This is a genomic window from Corynebacterium sp., assembly GCF_030535495.1.
GTDB lineage: Bacteria > Actinomycetota > Actinomycetes > Mycobacteriales > Mycobacteriaceae > Corynebacterium.
On record NZ_JAUNRW010000013.1, the window covers coordinates 1 to 25,707 of the forward strand.

Below are 25,707 nucleotides of genomic sequence, written 5' to 3' on the forward strand. Positions count from 1 at the left end.
AGTACGCCCAGTCCCTGTCCGAGAAGCACGTCAAGGGCATGCTCACCGGCCCGGTGACCATCCTCGCCTGGTCGTTCACCCGCGACGATGTGCCGAAGTCCGTCTCCGCCGACCAGATCGGCGTGGCCCTGGCCGATGAGGTCGCCGACCTCGAGGCCGCCGGCATCGACATCATCCAGATCGACGAGCCCGCCCTGCGCGAGCTGCTGCCGCTGCGCGAGGAGGACCGCCCCGCCTACCTCGACTGGGCCGTGCGCTCCTTCCGCCTCGTCTCCCTCGACGCGCAGCCGACCACCCAGATCCACACCCACCTCTGCTACTCGGAGTTCGGTCAGATCATCGACGCCGTCGCCGCCCTCGACGCCGACGTCACCTCCATCGAGGCCGCCCGCTCCCGCATGGAGCTGCTCACCGACCTCGACGAGTCCTTCCACTCCGAGATCGGCCCGGGCATCTGGGACATCCACTCCCCGCGCGTGCCGGACGTCGCCGAGCTCACCGAGCTCATCAAGGCCGCCCTGGTCAACGTGCCCACCGAGCGCCTGTGGGTCAACCCGGACTGCGGCCTGAAGACCCGCGGTTACGAGGAGACTGAAGCGTCCCTGCGCAACATGGTCCTCGCCCGCGATCTGGTGGTCGAGTCCCTGTAGTACCGGCGTGAAGCGGGCCCGGTTCCACCTGAGGTGGGGCCGGGCCCCCGTGCGCAGGCGGGGACTTCGCTAGACTGGCCGCCATGACCAACAAGACCGCAACTGCGACTCTGCACACCAACCAGGGTGACATCGTCATCGAGCTCTTCGGCAACCACGCCCCGGCCACCGTCGACAACTTCGTCGGCCTGGCGGACGGCTCCAAGGAGTACTCCACCGAGAACGCCTCCGGCGAGAAGTCCGGCCCGTTCTACAACGGTGCCGTCTTCCACCGCGTCATCGACGGTTTCATGATCCAGGGTGGCGACCCGACCGGCACCGGCCGTGGCGGCCCGGGCTACATGTTCGCCGACGAGTTCCACCCGGAGCTCCAGTTCGACCGCCCCTACCTGCTGGCCATGGCCAATGCCGGCCCGGGCACCAACGGCTCCCAGTTCTTCATCACCGTTGTGCCGACCCCGCACCTGAACAACCGCCACACCATCTTCGGTGAGGTCGTCGACGAGGAGTCCCGCAAGGTCGTCGACGCGATCGGCACCACCCCGACCGACCGCATGGACCGCCCGAACGACCCGATCTTCATCGAGTCCATCACCATCTCCTAAGTTTCACCCGCTGATGGCCCGCACGTCGCTTATCGACGTCGCGGGCCTCGCCGATTCCAGGACAATGTCACTGTGAGCTTCCTGCGCCGCTGGTGGGCCGAGGCCCCCGCCACCACGTTCTTCACCGCTGTCGCGGTCATCGTCTACATCATCACGGCGGTGGAGTCCCGCTCACTGATGGACAACCTGCACGCCTCCGAGCTGGGGCGGGCCTGGGTTCTCTACGGCCCGGAGGTATCCACGGGCGGGCTGGACCGGCTGCGTGCTCTCGGTGCGGTGTTCGTGCACATCGACCTAGGCCATGTGGCGATCAACTGTTTCCTGCTCATGCTGGTGGGGCGCGAGATAGAGAAGTTCGCGGGCACCGCGTTGTACGTGGCGGCGTTCCTGGCCGGCGGTGTCGGGGCGAGCGCGACCGTGCTGTGGATGGACTGGGCGCAGCCGACGGCCGGGGCGTCGGGGGCCCTGTTCGCGCTCATGGTGCTGCTCGTCGGGGTGGCGCGGGTGCGCGGCGGGGATCTGCGGGCGCCGTTGACGCTGGTGGCGGTGAACGTGGTGTACACGTTCCTGGCGCCGTCGGTGTCGTTGTGGGGGCACATGGGGGGCCTGTTGGCGGGGGCGGCGATGGTGTTCTTCTTCGTGCACCGGGACCGTCGCGTGCAGTGGGTGGGGGTCCTCGCAGTGTTGGCTGCGTCGGCTGGCGCCGTACTCGCTGTGTGAGTTGTGAGTCGAAAGTTATCCACAGGCTGGGGATAGATCTGTGGAGAATGTGAAGAATCTCTCCTTGGCCCGGTTGTCCCCAGCCTGTGGATAACTGTGTGGACAGTTTTCCCCACCTGCGCAGATGTTCGAATCTCCTGGGGAAATGCCTCGTCCGTGGCGCGGCTGGCGTTTCTTCGGGTGTGTCTTTCGAATAATGACATCCGTGTAACTATCCACAGTGTGGATAACTCCTGTGGATGAATCCGGGGCGCCGGGACCGGTGGATAAAGCGGTGGAATCCGGGGCATTGCTGGGGATAACTGGGGATAACGCGTCCGGTTGTGCACAGCCGTCACATCCGCCCCGGTGTCCCCGGCAGCCGCGCTTTGCAAGGTTGGCGCGGCAGCACAAAAAAGACCACCCCGACCGCGGACCGCGGTCGAGGTGGTGGCACCCGTGGGGAAAGGTACTAACGCCAGCCCATCGTCATGAGGAGCCCGAGGACGAAGAGTCCGAAACCGATGCCGTAGTTCCACACACCGAGCTCGACCATGAACGGAATCTGGTGTCCGGCGAGATAGTTGACGATCAGCCACAGCAGACCGGCCAGCATGAGGCCGAACATGATGACCTTGTACCAGACGGGCGTACCACCGGTGTTGATCTTCACCGGGGTGCGGGCGGCACTGGAGGTGGAGGCGGGGATGGCGTTCCGGGTGATCTTTGCCTTGGGCATCGTCAGGGCCTTTCAACGGGGTGTCAGGGTGGGTCTAAGAGTAGCAGCGTGGGGTCAGACGCGGCCGAGCAGCTCCTCGAGGGGGCTCGGGCGGCGTTCCGCCTCGGCTTCGGGGAGGAAGACACCGACGTCGAACTCCCACTGCCGGAGCGTGATCACGGCATCCCGGCGTACGTTGGCGCCAGCTGCCGGGTCGGTGACGGCGACAAGACCCTCGTCGACGAGGGCGCCCGTCGGCACCGGTTCTCCGATCTGCAGCTCTCCGCTCCACCCCGCATCCTCCAGAGCTGTGCGGGCGGCACTCTCGGTCCGGCGGGTGAGGTCCGGCATGGTGATGATCATGCCGTTGGACACCTCCATCCGGACGGTGGTGCCCCGCGGCATCTGGGCACCCTCGTTGTCGACGCGGAGGACCCGGCCGTCGGGTTCGGTCGAGTCGACGCGGACGATGTCCGCGATGAATCCGAGACTGGTCAGCGTCGCCTCCGCCTGCTCCACCTGCATGCCCGACAGTGCGGGGATGCGCAGCAGCGACGGGCCGGTGGAGACGGTGATGGTCACCCGGGAGCCCTTGGAGATCTGTGCCCCGGCCGGGGGATTCTGCTCGATGACGCGCCCCGCGGTGATGGTCTCGGAGGAGGCCTCCTCCACCTGCTGCTCCAGCAGCAGCTCCATCTCCGCGAAGGCGTCCGCCGCCTCGGCCGGAGTCATCCCCGTGACGTCCGGGACGTCGGTGAGTTCCCGGCCGCTGGAGACGGTGAGGGTGACGGAGGTGCCCTTCTGGAGCTGGGAGCCGGCGGTCGGGTTGGTGCGGATGACGGTGCCGCGGGGGATGTCCGGGGAAGGCTCGTCGTTGATGTCGACCCGCAGCTCGAGGGCCTCCAGGCGTGCCGTCGCATCCTGCCTGTTGAGACCGGTGACATCCGGCACGGACACCATCTGAGTCGTCTGTTCGGTGTTGTCGCGGACCATGTCCCACACGAAACCGCCGCCGATACCCAGGGCCAGCAATGCCAGCAGCGCCGCCAGCCACACCATCCAGCGGTTGCTTGCCGACGCCTCCTTCTCCTCCTCCCGCAGCACCGGGGTGACCGTGGTCGGAGTGTCATCCGCGGGCGGTTCCTCCACGGCGATGTAGTGCCGGGCGGCCTCCGTCACCGCATTGCGGGACAGCCGCTCCAGATCCTCCCGCATGGAGTGGGCCGACTGGTAGCGGTCCGCCGGATGTTTCGCCATCGCGGTGAGCACCACCCCGTCGACGTTGACGGCGGCGGTGGGGGACAGGGCGTCGATAAGCGAGGACGGCGGCTCCGGGTCCTCCTGCACATGCTGGTAGGCGACGGCGAAGGGCGACTCACCGGAAAACGGCGGGCGGCCGGTGACGGTTTCGTAGAGGACGCAGCCCAGGGCGTAGACGTCGGAACGGGCATCGGCGGCGCGGCCGCGCGCCTGTTCAGGGGAAAGATACTGGGCGGTGCCGATGACGGCGGAGGTCTGCGTCATCGCCGACGTGGAGTCGTCGAGCGCCCGCGCGATACCGAAATCCATCACCTTCACCTCGCCGGTGTTGGTGATCATGATGTTCGCCGGTTTGATGTCACGGTGGATGATGCCCACCTCGTGACTGTGCTGCAGAGCGTCGGCGACGGGGATGAGCACCTCGGCGGCACGCGCCGGATCCATCGGCCCGTCCTGGCGGATGATGTCGCGCAGGGTGTGGCCGTGGACGCGCTCCATGACGATGTAGGGGACATCGACACCGTCGATGACGGTCTCCCCCGTGTCGATGACCGCGACAATCGCCGGATGACTCAACCGGCCGGAGTTCTGGGCTTCTCGACGAAAGCGTTCCCGGAAACTGACGTCGCGGGCCAGCTCGAGACGCAGCATCTTGACGGCGACACCCCGCCCGAGGAGGGTGTCCTCCGCGGCGAAGACCTCGGACATGCCGCCCGTGCCGATGATCTCGGCCAGGTCATAACGGTCACCGATCAGCGCCATCAGTTGCCTCCGTTGGTCAGGTTCCCCAGGTCCTCGAGAATCTGATCCACGCCACCGGGGGTTCCACCACCATTATCCGGCGGCGTCGGCTGTTCGGTCGGCACCGGGTCCGGCGTGGGTGCGGGTTCCGGGGTCGGCTCCGGCTCCGGCGTGGGGGTGATCCACTCCGTGACCGTCTCCGGCGGCTGCTCCGTGGTCGGTTCCGGTTCCGGTTCCGGCTCGGGGGTGACCCACTCGGTGACGATCTCCTGCGTGGTGGGCTGCTCGCTGGTCGGGGCGGGTTCACTGCCCTCGAACATGCCCGCCTGCCAGGCGAGATACATGCCTCCGCCGAGGAGGCCGGCGATGAGTATCGCGAGGAGCACACCGATGGCGAAGCCGCCGTCGCTGCGCCGCGGCTGGACGGCCGGGCGCTGTGCGGGCGGACGCGGTGGCGGCGCGATGGTCTGCGCCGGACGAATCGTCGTGGGGTGTGCGACCTGGCCGAGCATGCGGGTCGACTCGGTGGGGGTGGGCTCCTGCGCCACCCGGGTCATGGCCGCCGACGCCGGCTGCGGGGGGCGCTTGCCCAGACGCACCGCGGACACGGCCAGGGCCATCTCGTTGCCGTCCGCGAAACGCTGGGTCGGCTCCTTGCGCAGGGCGATACCGATGAGCTCGCGGGCCTCGGCGGAAATGGTGGTGGACAGCGGCGGCGGGGACTGGCTGATGTGGGCCAGGGCGACGGACACGGAGGAGTCACCGACGAAGGGGCGCTGGCCGGCGAGCATCTCATAACCGACGACACCGAGGGAGTACACGTCGGACGCGGAGGTGACCTCCTTGCCCTGCGCCTGCTCCGGGGAGACGTACTGGGCGGTGCCCACGACCATGCCGGTGCGGGTCAGGGGCACGGCGGCCGCGGCCTTGGCGATTCCGAAGTCGGTGATCTTCACCCGGCCGTTCTGGGTGATCATGAGGTTGCCCGGCTTGATGTCGCGGTGCACCAGATCCATGCGGTGGATGATGGACAGACCGTGGGCGGCCTGTTCGAGAACGTCGAGAACCAGTGCCTCATCGAGGGACTTCTCGCGGGCCAGCAGATCCGCGAGGGACTCACCGCGCACATACTCCATCGCGATGAAGCAGAAGGTGTGACCGGCGGGGTCGGGGATCTCGCGGTAGTCGTAGGTGCGCACCACGTTGTCGGAGTCGATGAGCTCCGCGGTCTCCGCCTCGTTGCGGAATCGGGTGAGGAACTCCCTGTTGTCCGAGAACTCCGGGCGCAGGATCTTCAGCGCCACCTCGCGGTCGTGGCGGGTGTCGTCGGCAAGCCAGACGGTGGACATGCCACCGTGGCCGATGATCCACTGCAGACGGTAATCATCGCCGATCAGTTGCTGGAGCCGCTCGCGGCCTTCGATGTTCGCCATCACGCACCTCCTGCTGCATCGAGTACTGCTCGTCCCACCGGGGAGGCGACCTGGCCGCCGGTGGCGCCGGTGCCCAGGCCACCGCCGTCCTTCACCACGACCGCCACCGCCACATCACGCTCCGGCAGGTAGGCGACGTACCACGTGTGCGGGGGAGTGTCCTCGTCCCCGTGTTCGGCGGTACCGGTCTTCGAGGCGATACCTTCGCGGCCTCCCATGGTGTTGCGCTCCGAGGCGAGCATGAGTTCCTCGAGCTGCGCGGCCACCTCCGGGGTGACGGCCTGGGTGACCTCGCGGGCGTCCGTGCTGCGGAGCTCGTCGAGATCCGCGGCCGTGATCCGGTCGACGACATACGGTTCCATCCGGCGGCCCTCGTTGGCCACCGTCGCCGTCATGACGGCCGCCTGCAGCGCCGACATGGTGACATCGCGCTGGCCGATCGCGGTCTGCCCGAGGGCGGCGTCGTCCGCCACCTCACCGAGCCCGCCCGGAGAGGTGGGAAGGCCCAGATCGTGTGCCTCGCCGACCCCGAAGGCCTCGGCGGTGGCACGGAAGTCCTCGGCACCGACGTCGATGGCCATCTGGACGAAGGCGGTGTTGCACGACAGGGAGAAGGCGGTCTCCAGGGAGACCTCGCCCCCGCCGGCGCAGGCCTGTCCGCCGTAGTTGGTCAACGTGGTCGTGGTGCCGGGCAGGGTGATCTCCGGCGCTCCGGTGAGCTGGGAGCTGGCGGAGTAACCGTTGTCGAGTCCCGCGGCCGTGGTGATGATCTTGAAGATGGATCCCGCGGGCAGGGTGTCCTGCGTCGCGTGATTGATCAGCGGGTTACCCGGGGCCTGCGTCACCTGCTCCCACGTCCGGGAGGCGGTCGCCGAGTCGGCGATGGCGTTGGGGTCGTACCCCGGGGAGGAGGCGAGCGCCAGCACCTCGCCGCTCGACGGGCGCAGGGCGACGACTGCACCCTCGTAACCGTTGTCGGCCAGCTGCTGGTGGGCGACCTGCTGCATCTGCGGATCGATGGTCAGCTCCAGGTTGGCGCCCACGGTGTCCTTCCCGGTGAGCGTGTCCATCCACCGCGTGGTGAACAGCGCCGGGTCCGTGCCGTTGAGCACCTGGTTGTACGAGGACTCCAGGCCGGAGGCACCGTACTGGTCGGAGAGGTAACCGGTGAGGGGCACGAAGGCCGCCGGGTTATCCGAGGGATAGGAGCGCTGGTAGAACCCGTTGGCATCCTGGGCGGAGGAGGCGAGCACCATGCCACCGGTGGCGATCTGCCCGCGCGGGATCGACTTCATCTCGTAGAAACCGCGCTGGTTGAGCGGGTTGTTGGCGTACTGGTCCTCCCGGAAGGCCTGCACCCAGGTGAGATTCACCAGCAGGGCCAGGATGAGCACGATCGCGAAGGCGGAGGCGAAACGCAGGGAACGATTCATCGCGCGGTACCCCCCTGGGCCGAGAAGAGATTGGTGCCGGGGGCGGCGTCATGCAGCGGAGCCTGCTCGGCGGGACGCCGGGCCGAGTGCGAGATACGCAGCAGCAGGCCGAGGAGGATGTAGTTCGCCATGAGGGATGAACCGCCGGCGGACATGAACGGAGTGGTCAGGCCGGTCATGGGCATGAGCGCGGAGATGCCGGCGGTAACCACGAACACCTGGATCGCGATGGTCAGCGACAGGCCACCGGCGACCAGTTTGCCGTAGGTGTCACGCACCTGCAGGGCCGCGCGGAACCCGCGCGTGATCAGCAGCGCGAAGATGATGAGCACGGCGCCGATGCCCATGAGGCCCAGCTCCTCGGCGACGGCCGCGAGGATGAAATCGGAGTGCGCGACCGGAACGATCTCCGGGTGCCCCAGGCCCAGGCCGGTACCCGTGACCCCACCCCAGGACATGCCGAACAGCGCCTGGGAGAGCTGGTAGCCGGTGGAATCGTAGTTGGCCACCGGGTCGAGGAAATTGGTCACGCGGTCCTGGATCTTCGCCGAAACCTGGTAGACGGCGGTACCGCCCGCGGCAACGAGCATGATGCCGATGAGCAGCCAGGAGGCGCGCCCGGTGGCCAGGTAGACCATGCCCAGCACCGTGGAGAACAGCAGCAGGGCCGGGCCGAAGTCGTTGGAGGCCGCCATGATGAGGATCGCGATCGCCCACACCAGGAGGATGGGGGCCAGGTCGCGCAGGCGGGGGAAATCCAGGCCCAGGAAGCGGTAACCCGCGACGTTGAACAGGGCGCGCTTGGAGGCCAGCAGCTGCGCGAAGAACAGCAGCAGGAGGATCTTGGAGAACTCACCCGGCTGCAGGGAGAACGGGCCGATGGTGATCCAGATGCGGGCATCGGCGTTGATCGACGTCGGCCACACCAGCGGCAGGGCCAGCAGGATGAGACCCAGCAGTCCCAGCAGATAGGAGTACTTGGAGAGGTGTCGGTGCTGCCGCACGATGACGAGTACGCCGATGAGCAGGGCGATACTCAGCAGGGTCCACATGACCTGGCGGGAGGCCAGGGCCGTGCCGTTGGCGATATCCAGCCGGTGGATGGTCACCAACCCGATCCCGTTGAGGAGCGCCGCCATGGGCAGCAGCAGCTGGTCGGCGTGCGGGGCGGCGAAACTCAGCGCGATGTGCGCCGCGGAGAACACCACCACGAATCCGACGATGAGCTGCAGCATGTCCGTGGACAGGGCGTTGCCCTGCGAGAGCTCCAGACTGGCGAGCATGACGGTGAGCACGATGGCCGCCAGAACAAGGAGAATGAGTTCCGTGCGGCGGGCCAGCAGGCGTGACATCTACTTCACCTCCCGGCAGTTGACCCCGGGGCGGGTGAGGCTGCCGGAATCGTTGTCGTCAGCGTCTCCAGCATCCCCGGTCTCGCGGTCGATGCACACCGGCAACGCCTGCGACGCGAGGCGGCGCAGTTGCTGGGTCACCTCGTCATAGGTTCCACCCTCCAGGCCGTCGACCTGGGTGCGCACGGATTGCGGCAGGTCCTGCAGCTGGAACGGTGAGCAGTCCTCGGTGGAACCCATGTCCACCAGGCGCAGGTCACCGTCGGCGTTGAGGCAGGCCTCCTGGAAGGGGGAGTGCAGGTCGCGGCCGAACAGGGAGTAGTCGACCCCGTGCTCGATGACCAGGTGTTCATCGGCACCGGTGGTGATGAAGTAGGAGTCAGCCACCGTCGACCGCGCCCACCAGCCACCGGCGACCAGGCTGATGAGCAGCACGACAGAGAGGATCAGGGCGAGGAGGCGAAACCTCCCCCGGCGACCCGAGGCATCACCTGCCGGAACGGCAGCGACCTCCTGCGCACTCGAAGGGGCGGGACGGGCGCCGGTCAGCGGCTGCTCGGTGACCTCCCCGTTCGGGGAGATCGTCTTCGGCTGGCGGGACAACAGGGCGGCACGCCCGGCGGACGTGTCGGGGTGGGTGTTGTCCTCCACCTCGCCGAGCAGCGCACCCGCGGTGACCGGGGCGCTGGAGAGGGCGGCGCGGGCGGTGTCGTCCAGATCGTCGGTCTCCACGACATCTGCGACCACGACAGTGATGTTGTCCGGGCCGCCGGAGCGCAGCGCCAGCTCGATGAGGCGGCGGGCGGCATCCGCGGGGGTGCCCTCCGCGAGGGTCTGCTCGATCGTGCTGGCCGTGACCGGGTCGGACAGACCATCCGAGCACAGCAGGAGACGATCGCCCGGGCGGGCGTCGAGGTCGCGCAGGGTCGGCTCCACCGGGCGGCCGGTGTAGGCCTTGAGGATCAGCGACTTCTGCGGGTGGGAGGAGACGTCGGCGGGGTCGAGCTTGCCTTCGTCGACAAGCGACTGGACGAAGGTGTCGTCGACGGTGATCTGCTCGAGCTTGCCGTCACGCAGGCGGTAGCCGCGCGAGTCACCGACATGGATGAGGCCGAAGGCCCGGCCGTTGAACATCAGCGCGGTGAGCGTGGTGCCCATCCCGTCGGTCTCGGGATGGTCGCGGATGGCCTGGGCGATCTGCCGGTTGGCGTCATCGGCGACGCCACCGAGCAAGGCGAGCATGTCGTTGTCGTCCGGGTCGGCGTCGAGACGCTCGAGATGATTGACCATGAGCTGGCTGGCGACCTCGCCGGCCGCGTGCCCGCCCATGCCGTCGGCGATGATGAGCATGTTCGGACCCGCGTAGGCGGAATCCTCGTTGTTGCCGCGGACCAGGCCGCGATCAGAAAGTACGGAGTAATTGAGCTTGAGACTCACGGAACCAACCTCACTGTCGTTCGTCCGACCCTGATGTCAGTACCGGTACCGACGCGTTCAGGCTGGTCAATGCGGTATCCACCGACGTAGGTGCCGTTGCGGGAATCCAGGTCCTCCACGAACCAGTCCGACCCGCGGCGGAATAGGCGTGCGTGGCGCGCCGACGCGAAATCGTCGCCGAGCTGGAAGGTGCAGTCGGGGCTGCGGCCCATGACGACCTCCTCCAGGGTGGACACCGCCATGTGCGATCCCTTGAGGGGGCCGTCGATGACGGCCAGCTGCTTCGCCGCTTCTCGACGCCCCGTCGACAGCGCCCCCTTCCGAGGCTCCGCCGGGGCGGTCGTGCCCACCCGCGCACCGTCGGCGGTGAGCAGGTCGCGCCGCATGCCGCGCACCGCCATGAAGATGAAGAACCACAGCAGGACGAGCAGGACGATCTTGAAGATGAGCAGCACCAGTGAATCCATGCGTCACCTCCGCGTGGTCGTCGAGGAACGGGTGGGGTCGACGATACGCACCTCGATGTGCGAGTGGCCGACGGTGATGACGTCACCGTCAGCCAGCAGCCAGTTCTCCACCGGGGTGTCATTGACCGTGGTGCCGTTCGTCGACTGCAGGTCGACGAGTACCGCATCCTGGCCGTCCCACGTGATCTCCGCGTGCTGGCGGGAGACACCCGTGTCCGGGAGGCGGAAATCGGCGTCGTTGGAGCGGCCGATGATGTTGGATCCCTCGTTGACCAGGAAGGTGCGGCTCGAACCGTCCTGCAGCAGAAGGGTCACCACTGTGTCCTGCGGCATCTCCGTCAGTTCCGTGGGAACGTCCTGCTGATTCATGGAATCCTCCTGGTTGTGCTGGGTTGGTTCGGGGCGCTCGGTCGTGATCGCCTCGAAGCCACTGCTGTCCGACGGACGATCATCCCGGTACGACGACACACGCAACTGGCCGGTGTGCAGTCCCGATTCCTCGGCGATGCGGACCACCATCGGCCCGATCGTGCTCCAGGTGCGGTTGCGGCACCAGCGGGAGAGCTGATCCGCGAAACCGGCGGGCAGATCGGAGCTGCCCTGCGACAGATTCTCCAGATCCTTCGAGGAGACACCCACGACGTAGACGTTGGGAACGTAGACCACTCCGTCATGGACGGTGAGGTTGTCCTCCGCCTCCTGCTTGAGCAGCTCCTCAATCTCCGGGGCGACGACCTTCCCCCCGAAGACGAGGGCGAAGCCGTTGTCGAGGCCGCGTTGCAGAGCGCTGTCCAGCCTGGCGAAACGAGCCATGATCGACATGAGGCGCGGCCTCCTCTCCTGAAGTGTCCGGGTCGGTCCGGGATGAGCGGGTAATCAGTAAATCGCGCGGGGCGATGACCCTCGCGCGCATGACAGGCACCAGTATAGGGTGCGCAGGGGTGAAAAACGTACCTGAGAGGCCCGGGAAGGGCGACGGAACCACCGTGTCATGGTGAGCGGAAACCTGTGGTGAGCTGGGGATTTGGTTAATCTCACCGGGCGCGTGTTATCTTGTACTAGTCCACATGGCGGGTATCCGCCGGAATGGCCACCCGCCCGGGTGGCGGAATTGGCAGACGCGCTGGCTTCAGGTGCCAGTGTTCGCAAGGACGTGGGGGTTCAAGTCCCCCCCCGGGCACCACTCTCAGGGCCCCCACCATTGCGGTGGGGGCCCTGAGTCGTTGTCGGGGTCAGCGTTGGCACGTGAACTTATCGTGGCTCCGGTAAATCCCCAGGCCGCCGGCTGTGACTGGTGGGGTTCACGTGTGAACGCTATTGCCGGCCCACAGGGTTCCCACGAAAAGAATCGCGTGCCCTCTCGGCGACCTGGGGAAATGCTCCCGGGCGGACATCCTTACGTGGGAACCCAGGGGAGGTGGCCCTACAGTGGGGTGAATGATGAGAAGCGCGCAGGAATCAGAGATCGACGCCGTCGCGAAGCTCCTGGGGGAGGCGTTCGCCGCCGATCCCTCGGCCCGCCGCATCGTCGGCGATCGCGGCCCGGAGGAGGCAGCCGCGGAGTTGACCGGGCTGCTCGAGGTGGTCATCCGACACCATTACCTGCCCGCGGGGCAGGTCGACGTGGCGCTCGGAGAGGACGGGGAGATGCTCGGTGCGGCGCTGTGGGATCGCCCGGGGTCCTCCCTCGGGGTGAAGGCACAGGTACTCGCGGCGCCGCGCTATCTGCGGCTGGTGGGGCGCCGACTGCCGGCGGTGGCCCGCGACGGCCTGCGCTTCCGCGGGTATCCGCCGAAGTTCCCGCACTGGTACCTCTATATGCTGGGCACCCGGCCGGAGGCGCAGGGTCAGGGAGTGGGGACGGCGCTGCTCGAGTACGGACTCGAGCGCGCGGGCGATGAGGCCGCCTACCTCGAGGCCTCCACCCCGGCGTCGGCGGCTCTCTATGAGCGGATGGGATTCGTGCCTCTGGGATCGAGCCCGGTGGCTACCCCGGGACATGAACCCGAGATCGGGATGTGGCGGCCGGGGGCCATGCCCGGGTGATCACCACCGGCGGCGGGATACCAGGAGTGCGGCTGCGCCCAGGGTCAGTGCCATGCCGAGCAGGACCGCCACGGGTGTGAAGGCCCAGGGCTCACCCGTCCACGAGCGGGACACCAGGTCCGCCAGGTGGAAGGACGGTGACAGGTGGAAGATGCGTTGGATGGTGTCGTCGAGAAGCGCCACCGGAACGAAGGCGCCGGACGTCAGCATGAGGACGATCATGAGCATGTTTCCCAGGCCCGTCGCGGCGCCGACGCTCGGCAGCAGGCTGCCCAGCGCGTAACCGAGCGCGAGCATCGCCACAAGGCCCAGCATCAGGGCCGCCAGCAGCCCGAGCGGATTCCGAGGTAGTCCGACGCCGAACACCACGACGGCGGTGAGGATGGTCAGCAGCGGCCCGATGAGGGCGGCGATAAAGCTCACCGTGATATCGGCGGCGAAGAAGGTGGAGGCCCGCAGCGGGGTCATGCGCAGGCGGGTGAGCGCCCCGCTGGTGCGCAGGTGGACCTGAGTGCTCGGGACGATGCTGGTGCCGACGATGAGGATCGACATCGTGACCAGCCCCGGGACAATGTTGTCGATGAACCCGCGCCCGCCGAATTCCGGGGCCGGATCGTTGCCGAAGATCATGCCGAGGATCAGCAGCAGGGCCGGGGAGAAGATGATGAGGAAGAAGAATCCGACGGGCTCGCGCAACTGAGACTTCAACAGCGACGCCGTGAGCTGGGTGTATCCGCGCATCAGGACTGCTCCTCCTCGATCGCGCGGCCCGTCAGGTTGACGAAGACCTCCTCAAGCGTGGGTTCCTCCTGGCGCAGCCCCTGCAGAGAGTCGCCGGCCTGCAGCAGGGCGGCGGCGACGCAGGTGATGAGGTCTCCTTCGCCGCTGATGGTCCAGGTCTCCGGGTGTGCGTGGACCTCGCGCACGCCCTCGACCGCCAGCAGCTGTTCCCGGGAGAGGGAGACCTCCCGTGGAATGTGCAGGGCGGGCCCGGGGGTGAACTCCGCGACCAGCTCGGCGGGAGTGCCCTCGGCAAGGACGCGGCCGCGGTCCATGATGGCCACCCGGTCGCACAGGGCGTGGGCCTCCTCCATGGAATGGGTGGTCAGCAGGATCGTGTGGCCGTCCGCTCGGAGACCGGTGAGAATGTCCCAGACCGTGCGCTTGATGTTGGGGTCGAGGGCGGAGGTGAGCTCGTCGAAAAGCAGCAGTTCCGGGTCATGGAGCAGGGCCAGGGCGATGAACACCCGCTGACGCTGCCCGCCGGAGAGATCCTCGACGCGGGCGTCGGCCTTCTCCGTGAGGGAGAGGTGCTCGATCAGCTCATCCGGGTCGCGGGGCTGGGCGTAGAAGGAGGCGAACAGCGTGATCGTCTCCCGGACCGTCAGCCGGGGCAGCGAGGTGGACTCCTGGTGCTGGCTGCCGAGACGGTGCACGAGGGCCGCGTGATCCTTGATCGGATCCATGCCGAGGACGGTCACGGTGCCGGAGGTGGGGCGATCCAGCCCCTGGATCTGATTGAGCAGCGTCGTCTTGCCGCAGCCGTTGGGGCCGAGCAGGCCGAAGATCTGGTGGGGTTCGACACGCAGGCTGACGGAGTCGAGGGCCACGGTGGTGCCGAACTCCCGCCGGACTCCGTCGCAGACGATGGCGCTCATGGGCCCCTTCCGGGTGGTGCGTGCAGTCGTGTCCCAGGTTAGCAACGCGGTAAAGAATGCCGCGAAGCCTCCGTTTCCTCGACGGAACGAAGGCTTCGCGGCGTGTTTGGCTGCCTGTTCGGCGCCTACCTAGAAGTGGATGCCGTGGCCTGCGAACCACGGGACCGGATCGATCGGGCCGGAGCCGGCCGGATGGATCTCGAAGTGCAGGTGCGAGCCGGTGGAGAAGCCGAGGTTGCCCATGCCGGCGATGTGCTGGCCGGCGGAGACACGCTGACCGACGCCCACGTTGAGGGTGGACATGTGGCCGTAGACGGTCATGGAGCCGTCGTCGTGGCGGATGCGGATCCAGTTGCCGTAACCGGAGGCCGGGCCGGAGTCGATGACGGTGCCGGCCATGGCGGCGTAGATCGGGGTGCCGATGGCGTTGGCGATGTCGATGCCGTTGTGCATGGTGCCCCAGCGCGGCCCGAATCCTGAGGTGAAGGCGCCGGCGGCGGGGCGTACCACGGTGGGGGTGGGTGCCAGGTGGGCAATGCCCGCGGCAGCAGCGACCTGGTTGACGATGGCCCCGCCCGAGGACATCGCGGCGAAGTCCTGGGCCTGGGCGGTGGCCAGGCCGGTGGTTGCGGCGGTGCCGGCGACCACCGCGCTCACGGCGAGGCGGCGCTGCAGGCGGGAGGTGGTGCTGGGCTTGCGGTGACGGCCGATGTAGCTCATGGGGTGGTACTTCCTCGTGGGTCTCAACGTTCAGGTGACGGCTTTGTAACCATCCCGTTATCAAGTTGTGACCATACTAGGGGTCAAGTCAACCTATGTCTAGTTGTTGATCTGAGCTGGGCCTTCGCTGCAGGGACATGATTACTGTGGCGTTTCGTCGACAACCTTTCCTCCGCGCCCCGGCAGGATCTGCTTGACCGGATGCAGACCGACGACGAGTCACTGGTGGACGTCACGGTCCGGCAGCTGCTGGACACCATTCCGGGTTACAGCAAGGTCGGACCCGAACCGCTGGCGTTTTCCGTGCGCTGCAACATCGCACTGTGCATCCGCGTCATCCGCCACGGCGCCGACCCCGCGCCGGAGGAGGTACCCGAGGCGGACGCCATCGCCATTGAGCGTCTCGCCCAGGGCGTGCTCCTGGGCAGCGTGCTCAGCAGGTTCCGCGTCTCCATGATCATGATTCTGCGCAGGCTCATCGCACTGTCTCCCCAGTACGATATCCCTTCCGACGAGGTGCTCGAGGCCACACGGAAGAAGAGGTGCGCGAGCGCACCGGAACCAACTCAACCGTGAACCTCGAGGAAGGAGAACAGGCATGAGAAACGTCATCGTCGCCGACATGAGCTCCACCATCTTCACCTACACAATCGTGCGTACCCCGCCCCAGGGAGTCGAGGCCTCACCCTACTGTGTCGCCATCGTCGACCCCGACGGACACCGCGAGACCGCGCGAGTCTCCGGCTACGCCGAAGGGCGGGAGATCACCATCAGTCAAGCGCTGTACCGGCTCGATGAGCCCGATGAGTTCGGGGCGCACTACCGCCTGGGCTGAAGAAGTGGTCGCGCCGGACGTTACCAGCCTTTATAGCGCCCGGGCGGTGTGTCCCCGCCTGCGGGCGGAAGAACCGTGTAACCCAGCTTCTCCAGGGCGACGCGGGCAACACCAGGGTGGTCTCGAACCGCGGCAACCAACTGTCGGTCAAGCCACGCTTCCCGTCGCTCGAGAAGATAGCCGGACCATCCCACACGTGAACGGAAACCGCACTCAGCGATGACGAAGTAGAGGAAGTCCTCGAGGGACGGCCGGAACCGGGCCCCTCCGGTAGGGACATGCACGTCCTGCACGTCTCCTTTTCGCTTTCTGTTCTTCGATCCGCTGAAGTTCCGCATGATGGCAGTGCTAAGTAGCCCGCCCATGCCTGAGTAATGGACGTGAGAGCGGGGTGCGGTGGTGTTGTCACGCTCGTATTCGAAGCGGATTCCTGGGGCGGTGTGGACGCGGAGCTCAAACTTGGAACTGCGGACGGCCAGCTCTTTGCCGGTGCGATCCGGGCACATGTCGTAGCGGATGACCGCCCAGAACATGTCACTGAAGCTCTCCGGATTTTCATCCGGGGCCAGTGCCGAGCCGTGGAAGGCCAATGGGATCTGGAATTCGGCGACCATCTGATCGGCATCCTCATTGATGACAACCGTGGGTTCGGCATCACCCACCGGCAGGACCCGACAAATAACCTCCCAGGTGGAGGAGAAGAACTCCTCGGCCTGAGAGGCGAGATTCGGAGTGGTGGTCATTTCCTGAGCAGCAGCTCGATGCGACGCAGTTCGTCATATAGCGCGCGTTCTTCGCGTGAAAGGAGTCCGAGCGAGGCCAAGTCGCGGACGTCGCGCATGGTGAGAGCCGCTCCCTCGGCGGAAGCATAGGCGATGTTCTGCAGATCCCGCTCGAGTTCTTTCTTGCGAGCGATCAGTTCGGCGTTGTTGGTACGCGTGATCTTCAGTGCCATGTCGGCTCCTTTCGTGCCTGAAGTATAGGCCGAAAAGCCATCCTAGTCAGGCCGCATCTCGGTGGAGTCGGAAAGTCGAGCGGAACGGTCCTTCTCGCGGGAAAGGTTTTTTCGGTGGTCGGCCACCGCCAGTCGCCGAAACAGGGTTTGGTCGGAGCGGGCCGCGGGGGAAGAACGTCGTAGCGGATGGCGGTGAGGAGAATACGAGATCGTAGCCTCTCCGGGTAAAGCGAAACAGACGCCGTTACCCCTGGCTGTGTCCGAGGAGAAGGGGGCGAGCTACAGCCTGGACTGACGGGCCTCCGGGCGAGGCATCTCTATACGGCCTGCGTCGGAGATGGTGAAGTACGTCGCGGGGCCGCCACCACGGGTGAGGGGATCGGCCAGGGCGGTCTGGTAGATGCCGTCGACCAAGAGATCCTGGTCGATGTGCACACCCACGACCTCGCCGAACACCATCCGCGTCTCGGTGGGGGCGCCGGTGGCGTCCTCGAGGCGGATGATCTGCGTCGCGCGGCACTCGAAGACGACCCGGGCTTCCCCGACGTGAGGGACGTCGATAACCCGGGAGGGAGTAGGGGTCAGCCCGGTGAGCGCGAACTCATCCACCTCAGGGCCGGTGATACGCGCGGTCTCGTTCATCGCCTCGGCCAGGTCACGGGTGGCGAGGTTCCAGCAGAATTCCCCGGTTGCACGGATGTTGGACACCGAGTCCTTCTCGCCAATACTGGCGAAGCCGATGAGCGGTGGGGTGTACGAGAAGGCGTTGAAGAAGCTGTAGGGCGCCAGGTTGAGCATGCCGTCGGCGGAACGGGAGGAGATCCAGCCGATCGGCCGCGGCGCGATGATCGCATTGAAGGGCGAGTGCGGCAGGCCGTGGCCGGCGGCTGGCTCATAGAAGTGGAAGTCCATGCGGCCACAGTAGGTGGTAATGTTCGTCGACATGTTGATCTTGGGAACCGCCTCCATGCGGTTGCGCCGCAACCGCTGACAGCGGTTGACCATCCACTGACGGTCGCCGCTCCGGTCCATGAGCCGGGCGGTCCCATTGTCGTGCCCGGCTCCAGAACACCTCATTCTCGGAGCATCCCTTGCCTGCATATTCCTACGGTCGTCACGAGTACGGCCAGAACTTCCTCACTGATTCCCGTGTTATCGCCTCGCTCGTGGAGCGCGTCGCCTCAACCGCCGGCCCTCTCATTGAGATCGGCCCCGGCGAAGGCGCACTGACCCGCCCGCTGGCCGATACCGGTCGACCCCTCACCGCCGTGGAGATCGATACCCGGCTCACGGAGGCGTTGCGGCGTGCACTGGGTCACGCGGTCACCGTCGTCAACGATGACTTCCTGCGCTATCGACTGCCACCGCATCCCCACGTCATTGTCGGAAACATCCCGTTCCACATCACTACCGCCATCCTGCGACGTCTGCTGCATGCGCCTGCTTGGACCGATGCTGTCCTGCTCATGCAGTGGGAGGTCGCGCGGCGGCGCGCCGGAGTCGGCGCGTCCACCATGATGACAGCCCAATGGGGGCCATGGTTCACGTTCGAGCTCGGGGAACGCGTCCCCCGGGCAGCTTTCACTCCCCGGCCCGGAGTCGACGGCGGTGTGCTGCACATCCGGCGTCGAGTGACTCCACTGGTGCCGACGAAGAGCCGTAAGGCGTTCCACACCCTGGTGCATGCCTTGTACACGGGGCGCGGTCGCGGCGTCGTGGAGATCATCACTCGGTTGAAGATCCTCTCTTCCCGACAGGCGGCGCAGGCGTGGGCCGACCGGTCCGGGGTGCGTCACACGGCGCTGCCCTCTGATCTGTCGACGGTTCAGATGGTCAGCCTCTTTGAGAGCAGCGGCGTGGCCCCGCCCCGCCGACGCAGGTAGAAGAAGTTAGTTTGTTATGGCCGCAGCAAGGTGCCGTCGGGCAGCCGGGCGAATCGACCCTGCTCGCGCGGGAAAACTTCTTCGGTGGTCGGCCACGGCCAGCCGCCGAAGCGGGTCTCCTGGTACTCGGTGAACGCCTGCGCCAGCTCGGCACGCGAGTTGGCCACGAACGGTCCGTGCTGCACCACCGGCGCACCGATGGGCACCCCCTGGAGCAGCAGAGCCCGCACCGGCCGCGTGCCGGCGGCAATCTCGGTCTGCTGCCGCCCGACCTGCTGGAATCCCCAGCCCTCGGCGACGGCCGTGCCGTTCACGCCCGCGTCGCCGGAGAAGACGTAGAGGGTGCGGCGGGTCTCGTCGGTGCGCGCGGGCGGGAGGGTGAGGGAGGAGTCGGCGGCGACGTCGATAAGCCAGACCGCGACGTCGTTGGTGGGGTCCGCCGCCCACGAGTTCACCGGCGGGTTCAGTGGCGTGACCTGGCCCAACGCACCGGCGATGACACGCACCGAACCGCCGTCCGAAGTGTGGACGGGGATGTCCTCGGCCCACTGCATGGTGAACTCCGGGGCGGCCGTCTTGGCCTCCGGCGGCAGATTGAGCCAGATCTGGAAGAGTTCGAGCGGATTGGGGGAGTCCTCATTGACCAGGGGGAACATCTCGGAATGGGTGACTCCGGCGCCGGTGGTCAGCCACTGCGCATCGCCCTGGCCGTAGCGGGCGGCAGCGCCGAGGGAGTCGGTGTGGTCGACGTGCCCGGAGGTCACCAGGGTGATCGTCTCGAAGCCGCGGTGCGGGTGGGCGGGGAAACCCGGGATCCGCTGGCCGTGGTACATGCTCCAGCCGTCCGGGCGGGCCGCGCCGGGGCCCTGTTCGGCGTCGCCGGCGGGGTAGGCGTCCTGGTGGAAGGCGGTGAAGAGGAAGGGGTCGGTGCCCTGCCAGGGGGTGGTGAGGCGGAAAGGAACGTCGGGTGTCATGTACATGTCAACAACCCCGGCGGGTTCTTGTTCCCCCTGTGCCATCTGGCTAGCGTGGGGTGCATGCAGATCCGGGGCGTGGACGTCGATGAGCAGGGCCGCTGCGCCCACTACCGCAGCGCGCGGGATGTGGTGGGAAACCGCTGCGCGACCTGCGGGGACTACTGGGCGTGCCATGCCTGTCACGCGGTGCTGGCGGATCATCCTTTCGGGCGGATGAGGCGGGACGCGGCGGCGTCGGTGGTGTGCGGGAACTGCTCCCATGCAATGGACTACCCCGCCTATGCGGTCGCAGCGCACTGCCCCGCGTGCGGGCACCCCTTCAATCCGGGATGCGCTGCGCACGCATCCCTCTACTTCGAGATCTGATCCAGTACCGCCTCTGCCATCGCGCGCTGCCCGGCGGGCGTGGGGTGCATCGGGTAGGCGTCCGTTTCCGCACCGGTGATGTCGGTCCAGCGCTCAGCCGGTTCCGCGCACGCGGAATGGGCGGCGGCATTCGCAGGCAGGACGAACGCCGCGCCGTGGCGCTCCGCGGCCTCGCGCACGACCGTGTTGATCCGTTCGGTGAGCTCGACAGCCCAGGAACGGTGCTCCTCCGGCACGGGTGCCAACTCGGGGCAGTCGCCCACGGCGACCAGCGGCAGGTAGCCGGTGGTGATCACCCGCGCGCCGGGGCTGGCCTCCCCGATGAGGCGGTACACCTCGTCGAGCTCCCCGGGGAGGGCGGTGAGGTGCGCGGTGACGGGGACGTCGAGAAGCGAAGGGCAGTCGACCTCCTCCGCGAGCGCGCGCCGGAAGCACCCCGCGATCTCCGCGAAACGGATGTCATTGCCACCGATGGACAGGGTGACCAGGTCGGTGTCCGGGGTCAGAGCCGACACCTGGCCGGCGATGTCGGCGGTGACCGCGCTCGAGCAGGTGACGTCCTGACCGGCGGTGATGGCAGCGTCGGCAAGCACGAGCGAGGGGTAGTTGTCCGCCGAGCGGAAGCACTCGACGGGGCCGGTGGTCTCGGCGCTGCGGCTGCCCATCGCGGCGAAGGAGTCGCCGAGGGCGACGTAATGGCTGACCGGTGCGGGCTCCGGTTCCGGTTCCGGTGCGGCGGAGGCACACGCGACGAGCAGCGTGGCCGGGAGAACTGCCAGGAAGGCGCGGGAAAACATGCCTCCAATGTAGGGACAGATGAACCCGTGCGCATGTAGTGTCGGAGGTCACCTCTCCGAAAGGCACGCCCATGCGCCGTCTCATCACCTCCCTGTCCACCCTCGTCCTCGGCGCCGCGCTGCTCAGCCCGGTCGCCGGAGCGCAGGATTTCTTCGACGGCGGCCGCATCGGCGGCGGATCGTCCCAGGTCATCCCCGAAGGGTCCTCCCTGCCGGGCGGCGAGCTGAGCGAGATCGACGGCGCCGTCGACCTCGAGCGCTACGCCGGCAAGTGGTACCAGGTCGCCGCCCTGCCGCAGCCGTACACGCTGCAGTGCACGAACAACACCACCGCCGAGTACGGCGTCATCGACGATTCGACCATCTCGGTCCGGAACTCCTGCGGCACCCCCTTCGGCCCCTCGGTCATCGAGGGCACCGCCTCCGTGCGATCGGATGCCTCCCTGCGCGTCAACTTCCCCGGCGTGCCCTTCCAGGACGAGAACGGCGCGGTGAACTACCGCGTCACCCACCTCGAGGAGGACTACTCCCTGGCCGTGGTCGGCGACCCGAACCGACTGTCCGGCTTCGTGCTCTCCCGCACGCCGAACCTCAGCCCGCAGCAGTGGTCGCAGGTCCGCGGCATCGTGGACTCCCGCGGGTGGAATTCCTGCACCTTCCTCACCGTCCCGATGGCGGGCGGTCGCGGGGATGTCGCCCCGTTGTGCACGCAGTAACTTAAGGTAGCGGCATGCCCCCCGCCGCTTCTCGACGCCGTGTTCTCACCGCCCTGTTCATCGCCCAGGTCATGGCGGGCCTGGCGCACGGCGTGACCTTCTCCATGGGTGCCATCCTCTCCGCCGACATGGCCGGGGAGGCCTGGGGTGGTGCCGCCTCCACGGTGACCACCATCGGCGCGGCCCTGTGGGCGATGCCGCTGGCGGCGATCGTGGACCGGAAGGGGCGCCGCGCGTCCCTGAGCACCGGCCTGGCCCTCGGATCGGTCGGCGCGCTGTCTGCGCTTTTTGCCGCCCAGAGCGGGATCTACCTTTTCCTTCTGCTCGGCTTCTTCTTCCTCGGTGCGGCCGTGGCGATGAACCTGCAGGCCCGTTTCGCGGCCGCGGATGCCGCCGACCAGAAGCGCAAGGGCCGCGACATCTCCCTCGTGGTGTGGGCCACGACCATCGGCGCCATCCTCGGCCCCAACCTCTTCGACCCCACCGAGCGCCTCGGCGCAGCCTTCGGCCTGGCGAGCTTCTCCGGTGCCTACCTGGTGTGCATCGCCGCGCAGTGGGTGGCCATTGTCGTGCTGCAGGTGATGCTGCGCCCGGAGCCCGCCCCGGTGGTCTCGCGCGGACCGAAGCCGAAGGCGAACCTGCGGGAACATCCGGTGGTGGCATCGGCGATCATCACCAACGCGTTCAGCCACTTCGCCATGATCGCCATCATGTCCATGACCGCCGTCCACATGCACGGCCACGGCGCCTCCATGACGCTCATCGGCATCACCATCTCCGCGCATGTCGGCGGTATGTACGGCCTGGCCCCGGTGTTCGGCTGGCTCGCCGACAAGTGGGGTGCCCTGCCGACGATGCTGCTCGGCCTGGCCGGCACCTTCACCGCGGCGGCCCTGCTCGTGCCGTGGTCGGATAACGAGTCCGTCGTGGTCGCCGCCCTGCTCACCCTGGGTCTGGGATGGTCCGCGACGCTCGTGGGCTCCTCCGCGGTCGTCGCCGCAGCCGCCCCGCCGGAGCAGAAGGCCGGCCTGCAGGGCCGCTCCGACCTCACCATGAACCTCACGGGCGCCCTCGGCGGCGTCATCTCCGGGCCGGTCGTGTCGGTGTGGGGGATGCCGGCGATGGCGGTGCTCGTCATCGTGCTCATGGTCGCGGTGCTTGTGGGGACCACAGCTGTACGACGCCGCGGTGTCGGCCTTTCGAATTGAGCGATCGTTTGTTAGTTTGGGTAGGACGGCGCTCACACGGACCGCCGCCAGAAAGGCGGCCCCATGCCACGCTCAGGACAACACACCTCCTCGCGCATTCGGCAGGCGGCCACCGACCTGTTCTTCGAGAAGGGTTACGCCGGAACCTCGCTCCGTGAGGTGGCGGCCGGTGTCGGCCTGCAGATCGGCAGCCTGTACAACCACATCGACAGTAAAGAGGACCTGCTCCAGCAGGTGATGGGCGGGGCCATCGACGACCTCGTCGCGGAGCAGGAGGAGGCGATGCGGGTGGAGGGGGATGCCGTCGAGAAGCTGCGGGCCGCCATCGACTGCCACATCCGTTTCCACGCCAACCGCGCGCCGGAGGTGTTCATCGGCAATGGCAACCTCATCGCGCTCTCCGCGCAGGCGCGGGAGGAGGTCATCGCCAAGCGCAACGCCTATGAACGCAACATTCAGGCACTCATCGAGGAGGCCGGGCGGCAGGGGCTCGCCAAGCTTATCGACGCCCGCCTCCACACCTTCAGCATCGTCGGCATGGGCAGCCACCTCGCCAGTTGGTACCGACCGGGCGGGAGGCTCGGACTCGACGACATCGCCGAGAAGTACACGATCCTGGCCCTGCGGGAGCTCAAGGTTGCCGACGCGGATGAGCGGGTGCTGGGGGCGCGCGGGCGTCGATAAGCATCCGGTAACCACGTGCAGCCGTCCCTCTTGGGGCGGCTGTCGGTGATTCCGGGGTCAAAAACGATCAAGTGCTTGTGTCGAGGACGAACGTTCGTTAGTCTGTAGCCATCGTCACACTATCACCCTTCTGAGAGGAGGGACACATGAGTTCATTTCGCACGATCCTCGCGACCACTACGGTCGCCACCCTCAGCGCGATGGGCCTCGTGGCCTGCGGAGACAGCACGATGCAACAGGCCACGACCATGGAGGAGATGGGGGAGATCACCCTCAGCGTCGCGGATATCGATCCCGAGGGCGGTGTGTACAACAACGCCCTCAAGGTCTTCATGGAGGAGGCGGAGTCCGCGTCCGACGGGCAGATCACCTTCGAGATGTACTCGGCCGGTTCGCTCATGCCGGGCGGTGAAATGCTCCAGGGGGTGCGCGTGGGCACCGCCGACATCGGCCGCATCATTTCCTTCTACTTCCCGAATGAACTGCCCGCCAGTAACTGGCTGACGGATCTGGGCAACGTCAAGTCGGACTCGTACCCGCACGGCCTCATCGAGAGCGCGCTGTCCGGCCAGCGACTGCACATGATGGACGGTCCGGTGAAAGACGAGTTTGAGGCCTACAATCTGGTTCCTCTCGTCGACTATCCGACGGCCCAGGCCTACGACCTGCTGTGCACCCGACCGGTCGAATCTGCCGCGGACGCTGAGGGTCTGCGCGTGCGCACCGGTGGCGCCCTCCACGTCAACGAGGTGGAGGCCATGGGCATGGTGCCGGTGGATCTACCGGTCACCGAGATGTACGAGGGCCTGCAGCGCGGCATTGTCGACTGTGCTGCTCTCAACCTCTCCGGTCACATCAACTACAGCCTGTGGGAGGTCGCCCCGTACTACGTCCCCACCGCCATGAGCCAGCTCAACATGATGCCCGTCGTCATGAACAAAGACCGGTGGGACTCCCTGCCCCCGGAGGCCCAGGAGATCCTGCGAGATGCGGCGACCGCCTCACTGCTCTCCCTGTTGGAGGAGTTCATGGGCATCTACCAGCGCTTCGCCGTGGAGGGCCCGGAGTCCCATGACATCGAGTTCATGGATTCCTCCGAACTCGATGACAAGCTCGTGGCCTTCCAGGAGCAGCGCGTCGACAATGCCCGCGGCACCGCCCCCGAAGGGGTGGACGGACCGGCGCTTATTTCCGAGATCGAGGAATCCAATGCGCAGTGGCGCGCGTTCCTCGAGGAGGAGATGGGCGTGCCGGTGACCGACCGTGATCCGAGCGCCATCCGAAACAGCTACATCGATGCCGGTGACCTCGACCTGCAGCCCCTGTGGGACGAGATCGAGTCCCGCGACTTCTCCGGATAACCCCCTCATAGTCAGGCAACAATATGTCTACGACAATCGCCCCTCATCCCGCCGCAGACCACGGTGCACTCGCCCCTGTCCGCCGCGTTGTCAGCGCCATCACCACTGTGATGGCCACGCTCTCCGGTATCGCAGCCGTCGCCATGGGCCTTCACGTGGTGGCGGACGTGGTGGCCCGCAACCTCTTCAACTCCCCCATCGCCGGCACACTCGAATTCATCACCTACTGGTGGATGCCGATCATCATCTTCCTCGCCGTCCCCTATGTCGAACAGAAGCGCGCCCAGATCACCGTCACCCTCATGTCCGACGCACTCACCGGGCGACATAAGGACCAGGCAAACGTACTCATCACGGTCGTGACCGCCCTGATCTTCGCACTGGTGCTCTTCCTCGCTTTCAGCTCCTTCACCGACGCCATGGAGATCTCCCAGACCTCCTCCGGTTCGGTCCAGGTGCCCATCTGGCTGGGTAAGGCCGTGATGTTCGTGGGCCTCGCACAGGGCCTGCTCCAGATGCTTGTCGGCAGCCCCAAACCAGCAGCGATGATCGCTCCCTGATTTTTCCGTCATCGGAAGGACACACCATGAGTACCACTCTCGAAGTCACGAGCGAAAGCTACATCCAGAAGCAGGCACCGAAGCTGGCCGATAAGGCCTACCTCGCGGTCTGGGCTGCCGCGCTCATCCTCACCGCGCTCATCCTC

28 protein-coding genes, 1 tRNA gene and 1 pseudogene are annotated in these 25,707 nt (G+C 67.0%); 14 read left to right on the forward strand and 16 right to left on the reverse strand.

The features are described from left to right. From Q4F73_RS03115 to Q4F73_RS03125, 3 genes and pseudogenes are all read left to right on the forward strand, one after another. Positions 1–650 (forward strand): annotated as a pseudogene (locus tag Q4F73_RS03115) (5-methyltetrahydropteroyltriglutamate--homocysteine S-methyltransferase); the annotation flags it as partial. Between the two features lie 83 nt (positions 651–733). Next, entirely contained in the window at positions 734–1,255 is a 522-nt protein-coding gene (locus Q4F73_RS03120; protein ID WP_303357892.1) for a peptidylprolyl isomerase, read from the forward strand. Positions 1,256–1,327: 72 nt separating this feature from the next. After that, complete coding sequence (locus tag Q4F73_RS03125; RefSeq protein WP_303357893.1) at positions 1,328–1,975, forward strand: rhomboid family intramembrane serine protease; 648 nt, start codon at positions 1,328–1,330, stop codon at positions 1,973–1,975. Between the two features lie 451 nt (positions 1,976–2,426). Here the strand turns inward: Q4F73_RS03125 and crgA are convergent, their stop codons facing one another. From crgA to Q4F73_RS03165, 8 genes are read right to left on the reverse strand one after another with little or no spacing between them, the layout of a single operon-like run. After that, positions 2,427–2,693, reverse strand: coding sequence for a cell division protein CrgA (gene crgA, locus Q4F73_RS03130; protein WP_303357894.1), 267 nt, complete (start codon positions 2,691–2,693; stop codon positions 2,427–2,429). Between the two features lie 54 nt (positions 2,694–2,747). Further along, a complete protein-coding gene (gene pknB, locus Q4F73_RS03135; protein ID WP_303357930.1) occupies positions 2,748–4,697 on the reverse strand; it encodes a Stk1 family PASTA domain-containing Ser/Thr kinase in 1,950 nt (649 codons plus the stop codon). Next, positions 4,694–6,106, reverse strand: coding sequence for a serine/threonine-protein kinase (locus Q4F73_RS03140; protein ID WP_303357895.1), 1,413 nt, complete (start codon positions 6,104–6,106; stop codon positions 4,694–4,696). Before Q4F73_RS03140 ends, pknB begins: the two co-directional genes overlap by 4 nt. Beyond that, a complete protein-coding gene (locus tag Q4F73_RS03145) occupies positions 6,106–7,539 on the reverse strand; it encodes a penicillin-binding transpeptidase domain-containing protein (protein ID WP_303357896.1) in 1,434 nt (477 codons plus the stop codon). The genes Q4F73_RS03140 and Q4F73_RS03145 overlap by 1 nt, the downstream gene beginning before the upstream one ends. Next, positions 7,536–8,891 carry an FtsW/RodA/SpoVE family cell cycle protein gene (locus Q4F73_RS03150; protein WP_303357897.1) on the reverse strand — a complete coding sequence of 452 codons (1,356 nt, stop codon included), beginning with the start codon at positions 8,889–8,891 and terminating at the stop codon, positions 7,536–7,538. The genes Q4F73_RS03145 and Q4F73_RS03150 overlap by 4 nt, the downstream gene beginning before the upstream one ends. After that, positions 8,892–10,328, reverse strand: coding sequence for a PP2C family serine/threonine-protein phosphatase (locus Q4F73_RS03155; protein ID WP_303357898.1), 1,437 nt, complete (start codon positions 10,326–10,328; stop codon positions 8,892–8,894). It lies immediately after the preceding gene. Further along, positions 10,325–10,795, reverse strand: coding sequence for an FHA domain-containing protein (locus Q4F73_RS03160; RefSeq protein ID WP_303357899.1), 471 nt, complete (start codon positions 10,793–10,795; stop codon positions 10,325–10,327). Before Q4F73_RS03160 ends, Q4F73_RS03155 begins: the two co-directional genes overlap by 4 nt. Before the next feature lie 3 nt (positions 10,796–10,798). Then, positions 10,799–11,617, reverse strand: a complete 819-nt coding sequence (locus Q4F73_RS03165; protein WP_303357900.1) for a DUF3662 and FHA domain-containing protein — start codon at positions 11,615–11,617, stop codon at positions 10,799–10,801. Positions 11,618–11,891: 274 nt separating this feature from the next. Between Q4F73_RS03165 and Q4F73_RS03170 the strand changes: the two genes are divergently transcribed. Both Q4F73_RS03170 and Q4F73_RS03175 read left to right on the forward strand, forming a co-directional pair. After that, a tRNA-Leu gene (locus tag Q4F73_RS03170) sits at positions 11,892–11,978 on the forward strand. A gap of 254 nt (positions 11,979–12,232) precedes the next feature. After that, the gene (locus Q4F73_RS03175; RefSeq protein WP_303357901.1) at positions 12,233–12,841 is read left to right on the forward strand and encodes a GNAT family N-acetyltransferase; all 609 of its coding nucleotides are present in this window, start codon (positions 12,233–12,235) and stop codon (positions 12,839–12,841) included. Here Q4F73_RS03175 and Q4F73_RS03180 read toward each other — a convergent pair whose 3' ends face one another. From Q4F73_RS03180 to Q4F73_RS03190, 3 genes are all read right to left on the reverse strand, one after another. After that, positions 12,842–13,582 carry an ABC transporter permease gene (locus tag Q4F73_RS03180; protein WP_303357902.1) on the reverse strand — a complete coding sequence of 247 codons (741 nt, stop codon included), beginning with the start codon at positions 13,580–13,582 and terminating at the stop codon, positions 12,842–12,844. It abuts the gene before it with no gap. Then, entirely contained in the window at positions 13,582–14,499 is a 918-nt protein-coding gene (locus tag Q4F73_RS03185) for an ABC transporter ATP-binding protein (RefSeq protein WP_303357903.1), read from the reverse strand. Before Q4F73_RS03185 ends, Q4F73_RS03180 begins: the two co-directional genes overlap by 1 nt. A 129-nt stretch (positions 14,500–14,628) precedes the next feature. After that, complete coding sequence (locus Q4F73_RS03190; RefSeq protein ID WP_303357904.1) at positions 14,629–15,219, reverse strand: M23 family metallopeptidase; 591 nt, start codon at positions 15,217–15,219, stop codon at positions 14,629–14,631. Positions 15,220–15,420: 201 nt separating this feature from the next. On the opposite strand from Q4F73_RS03190, the gene Q4F73_RS03195 reads away from it, so the two are divergent. Both Q4F73_RS03195 and Q4F73_RS03200 read left to right on the forward strand, forming a co-directional pair. After that, a complete protein-coding gene (locus Q4F73_RS03195) occupies positions 15,421–15,795 on the forward strand; it encodes a hypothetical protein (RefSeq protein WP_303357905.1) in 375 nt (124 codons plus the stop codon). Positions 15,796–15,817: 22 nt separating this feature from the next. After that, positions 15,818–16,054, forward strand: coding sequence for an OB-fold domain-containing protein (locus tag Q4F73_RS03200; RefSeq protein WP_303357906.1), 237 nt, complete (start codon positions 15,818–15,820; stop codon positions 16,052–16,054). A gap of 20 nt (positions 16,055–16,074) precedes the next feature. On the opposite strand, the gene Q4F73_RS03205 is transcribed toward Q4F73_RS03200, so the two are convergent. The 3 genes from Q4F73_RS03205 to Q4F73_RS03215 form a co-directional block, all read right to left on the reverse strand. Continuing rightward, positions 16,075–16,797 (reverse strand): hypothetical protein, encoded by a 723-nt coding sequence (locus tag Q4F73_RS03205; RefSeq protein ID WP_303357907.1) that lies wholly within the window; start codon positions 16,795–16,797, stop codon positions 16,075–16,077. Next, a complete protein-coding gene (locus tag Q4F73_RS03210; RefSeq protein WP_303357908.1) occupies positions 16,794–17,009 on the reverse strand; it encodes a hypothetical protein in 216 nt (71 codons plus the stop codon). Before Q4F73_RS03210 ends, Q4F73_RS03205 begins: the two co-directional genes overlap by 4 nt. 279 nt (positions 17,010–17,288) lie before the next feature. Then, complete coding sequence (locus Q4F73_RS03215; RefSeq protein ID WP_303357909.1) at positions 17,289–18,041, reverse strand: flavin reductase family protein; 753 nt, start codon at positions 18,039–18,041, stop codon at positions 17,289–17,291. 59 nt (positions 18,042–18,100) lie between these two features. On the opposite strand from Q4F73_RS03215, the gene erm reads away from it, so the two are divergent. Beyond that, positions 18,101–18,892, forward strand: a complete 792-nt coding sequence (erm, locus tag Q4F73_RS03220) for a 23S ribosomal RNA methyltransferase Erm (RefSeq protein WP_303357910.1) — start codon at positions 18,101–18,103, stop codon at positions 18,890–18,892. A 14-nt stretch (positions 18,893–18,906) separates the two neighbouring features. Here the strand turns inward: erm and Q4F73_RS03225 are convergent, their stop codons facing one another. Next, positions 18,907–19,872 (reverse strand): pirin family protein, encoded by a 966-nt coding sequence (locus tag Q4F73_RS03225; protein WP_303357911.1) that lies wholly within the window; start codon positions 19,870–19,872, stop codon positions 18,907–18,909. Between the two features lie 57 nt (positions 19,873–19,929). On the opposite strand from Q4F73_RS03225, the gene Q4F73_RS03230 reads away from it, so the two are divergent. Next, positions 19,930–20,235, forward strand: a complete 306-nt coding sequence (locus Q4F73_RS03230; protein WP_303357912.1) for a CHY zinc finger protein — start codon at positions 19,930–19,932, stop codon at positions 20,233–20,235. Here the strand turns inward: Q4F73_RS03230 and Q4F73_RS03235 are convergent. Further along, a complete protein-coding gene (locus Q4F73_RS03235) occupies positions 20,220–21,032 on the reverse strand; it encodes an SGNH/GDSL hydrolase family protein (protein WP_303357913.1) in 813 nt (270 codons plus the stop codon). The two genes, Q4F73_RS03230 and Q4F73_RS03235, sit on opposite strands and share 16 nt — an antisense overlap. 71 nt (positions 21,033–21,103) lie before the next feature. Here Q4F73_RS03235 and Q4F73_RS03240 point away from each other — a divergent pair, with 71 nt between their 5' ends. The 5 genes from Q4F73_RS03240 (at position 21,104) to Q4F73_RS03260 (ending at position 25,561) form a co-directional block, all read left to right on the forward strand. Further along, complete coding sequence (locus tag Q4F73_RS03240) at positions 21,104–21,748, forward strand: lipocalin family protein (RefSeq protein ID WP_303357914.1); 645 nt, start codon at positions 21,104–21,106, stop codon at positions 21,746–21,748. Positions 21,749–21,762: 14 nt separating this feature from the next. Beyond that, the gene (locus Q4F73_RS03245) at positions 21,763–22,956 is read left to right on the forward strand and encodes an MFS transporter (protein WP_303357915.1); all 1,194 of its coding nucleotides are present in this window, start codon (positions 21,763–21,765) and stop codon (positions 22,954–22,956) included. Between the two features lie 63 nt (positions 22,957–23,019). Further along, a complete protein-coding gene (locus Q4F73_RS03250) occupies positions 23,020–23,640 on the forward strand; it encodes a TetR/AcrR family transcriptional regulator (RefSeq protein WP_303357916.1) in 621 nt (206 codons plus the stop codon). A 146-nt stretch (positions 23,641–23,786) separates the two neighbouring features. Beyond that, positions 23,787–25,001 (forward strand): C4-dicarboxylate TRAP transporter substrate-binding protein, encoded by a 1,215-nt coding sequence (locus Q4F73_RS03255; protein WP_303357917.1) that lies wholly within the window; start codon positions 23,787–23,789, stop codon positions 24,999–25,001. Between the two features lie 23 nt (positions 25,002–25,024). Next, entirely contained in the window at positions 25,025–25,561 is a 537-nt protein-coding gene (locus tag Q4F73_RS03260; RefSeq protein WP_303357918.1) for a TRAP transporter small permease subunit, read from the forward strand. Positions 25,562–25,707 lie beyond the last annotated feature (146 nt).

Bases quoted from the DNA above. Each gene is read 5' to 3' on its own strand.
- Q4F73_RS03120 (WP_303357892.1), top strand. From the start codon at position 734: ATGACCAACAAGACCGCAACTGCGACTCTGCACACCAACCAGGGTGAC.
- crgA (WP_303357894.1), bottom strand. From the start codon at position 2,693: ATGCCCAAGGCAAAGATCACCCGGAACGCCATCCCCGCCTCCACCTCC.
- Q4F73_RS03140 (WP_303357895.1), bottom strand. From the start codon at position 6,106: ATGGCGAACATCGAAGGCCGCGAGCGGCTCCAGCAACTGATCGGCGAT.
- Q4F73_RS03145 (WP_303357896.1), bottom strand. From the start codon at position 7,539: ATGAATCGTTCCCTGCGTTTCGCCTCCGCCTTCGCGATCGTGCTCATC.
- Q4F73_RS03150 (WP_303357897.1), bottom strand. From the start codon at position 8,891: ATGTCACGCCTGCTGGCCCGCCGCACGGAACTCATTCTCCTTGTTCTG.
- Q4F73_RS03160 (WP_303357899.1), bottom strand. From the start codon at position 10,795: ATGGATTCACTGGTGCTGCTCATCTTCAAGATCGTCCTGCTCGTCCTG.
- Q4F73_RS03165 (WP_303357900.1), bottom strand. From the start codon at position 11,617: ATGTCGATCATGGCTCGTTTCGCCAGGCTGGACAGCGCTCTGCAACGC.
- Q4F73_RS03175 (WP_303357901.1), top strand. From the start codon at position 12,233: ATGATGAGAAGCGCGCAGGAATCAGAGATCGACGCCGTCGCGAAGCTC.
- Q4F73_RS03180 (WP_303357902.1), bottom strand. From the start codon at position 13,582: ATGCGCGGATACACCCAGCTCACGGCGTCGCTGTTGAAGTCTCAGTTG.
- Q4F73_RS03185 (WP_303357903.1), bottom strand. From the start codon at position 14,499: ATGAGCGCCATCGTCTGCGACGGAGTCCGGCGGGAGTTCGGCACCACC.
- Q4F73_RS03190 (WP_303357904.1), bottom strand. From the start codon at position 15,219: ATGAGCTACATCGGCCGTCACCGCAAGCCCAGCACCACCTCCCGCCTG.
- Q4F73_RS03195 (WP_303357905.1), top strand. From the start codon at position 15,421: ATGCAGACCGACGACGAGTCACTGGTGGACGTCACGGTCCGGCAGCTG.
- Q4F73_RS03200 (WP_303357906.1), top strand. From the start codon at position 15,818: ATGAGAAACGTCATCGTCGCCGACATGAGCTCCACCATCTTCACCTAC.
- Q4F73_RS03205 (WP_303357907.1), bottom strand. From the start codon at position 16,797: ATGACCACCACTCCGAATCTCGCCTCTCAGGCCGAGGAGTTCTTCTCC.
- Q4F73_RS03210 (WP_303357908.1), bottom strand. From the start codon at position 17,009: ATGGCACTGAAGATCACGCGTACCAACAACGCCGAACTGATCGCTCGC.
- Q4F73_RS03215 (WP_303357909.1), bottom strand. From the start codon at position 18,041: ATGGACCGGAGCGGCGACCGTCAGTGGATGGTCAACCGCTGTCAGCGG.
- Q4F73_RS03225 (WP_303357911.1), bottom strand. From the start codon at position 19,872: ATGTACATGACACCCGACGTTCCTTTCCGCCTCACCACCCCCTGGCAG.
- Q4F73_RS03230 (WP_303357912.1), top strand. From the start codon at position 19,930: ATGCAGATCCGGGGCGTGGACGTCGATGAGCAGGGCCGCTGCGCCCAC.
- Q4F73_RS03235 (WP_303357913.1), bottom strand. From the start codon at position 21,032: ATGTTTTCCCGCGCCTTCCTGGCAGTTCTCCCGGCCACGCTGCTCGTC.
- Q4F73_RS03240 (WP_303357914.1), top strand. From the start codon at position 21,104: ATGCGCCGTCTCATCACCTCCCTGTCCACCCTCGTCCTCGGCGCCGCG.
- Q4F73_RS03245 (WP_303357915.1), top strand. From the start codon at position 21,763: ATGCCCCCCGCCGCTTCTCGACGCCGTGTTCTCACCGCCCTGTTCATC.
- Q4F73_RS03250 (WP_303357916.1), top strand. From the start codon at position 23,020: ATGCCACGCTCAGGACAACACACCTCCTCGCGCATTCGGCAGGCGGCC.
- Q4F73_RS03255 (WP_303357917.1), top strand. From the start codon at position 23,787: ATGAGTTCATTTCGCACGATCCTCGCGACCACTACGGTCGCCACCCTC.
- Q4F73_RS03260 (WP_303357918.1), top strand. From the start codon at position 25,025: ATGTCTACGACAATCGCCCCTCATCCCGCCGCAGACCACGGTGCACTC.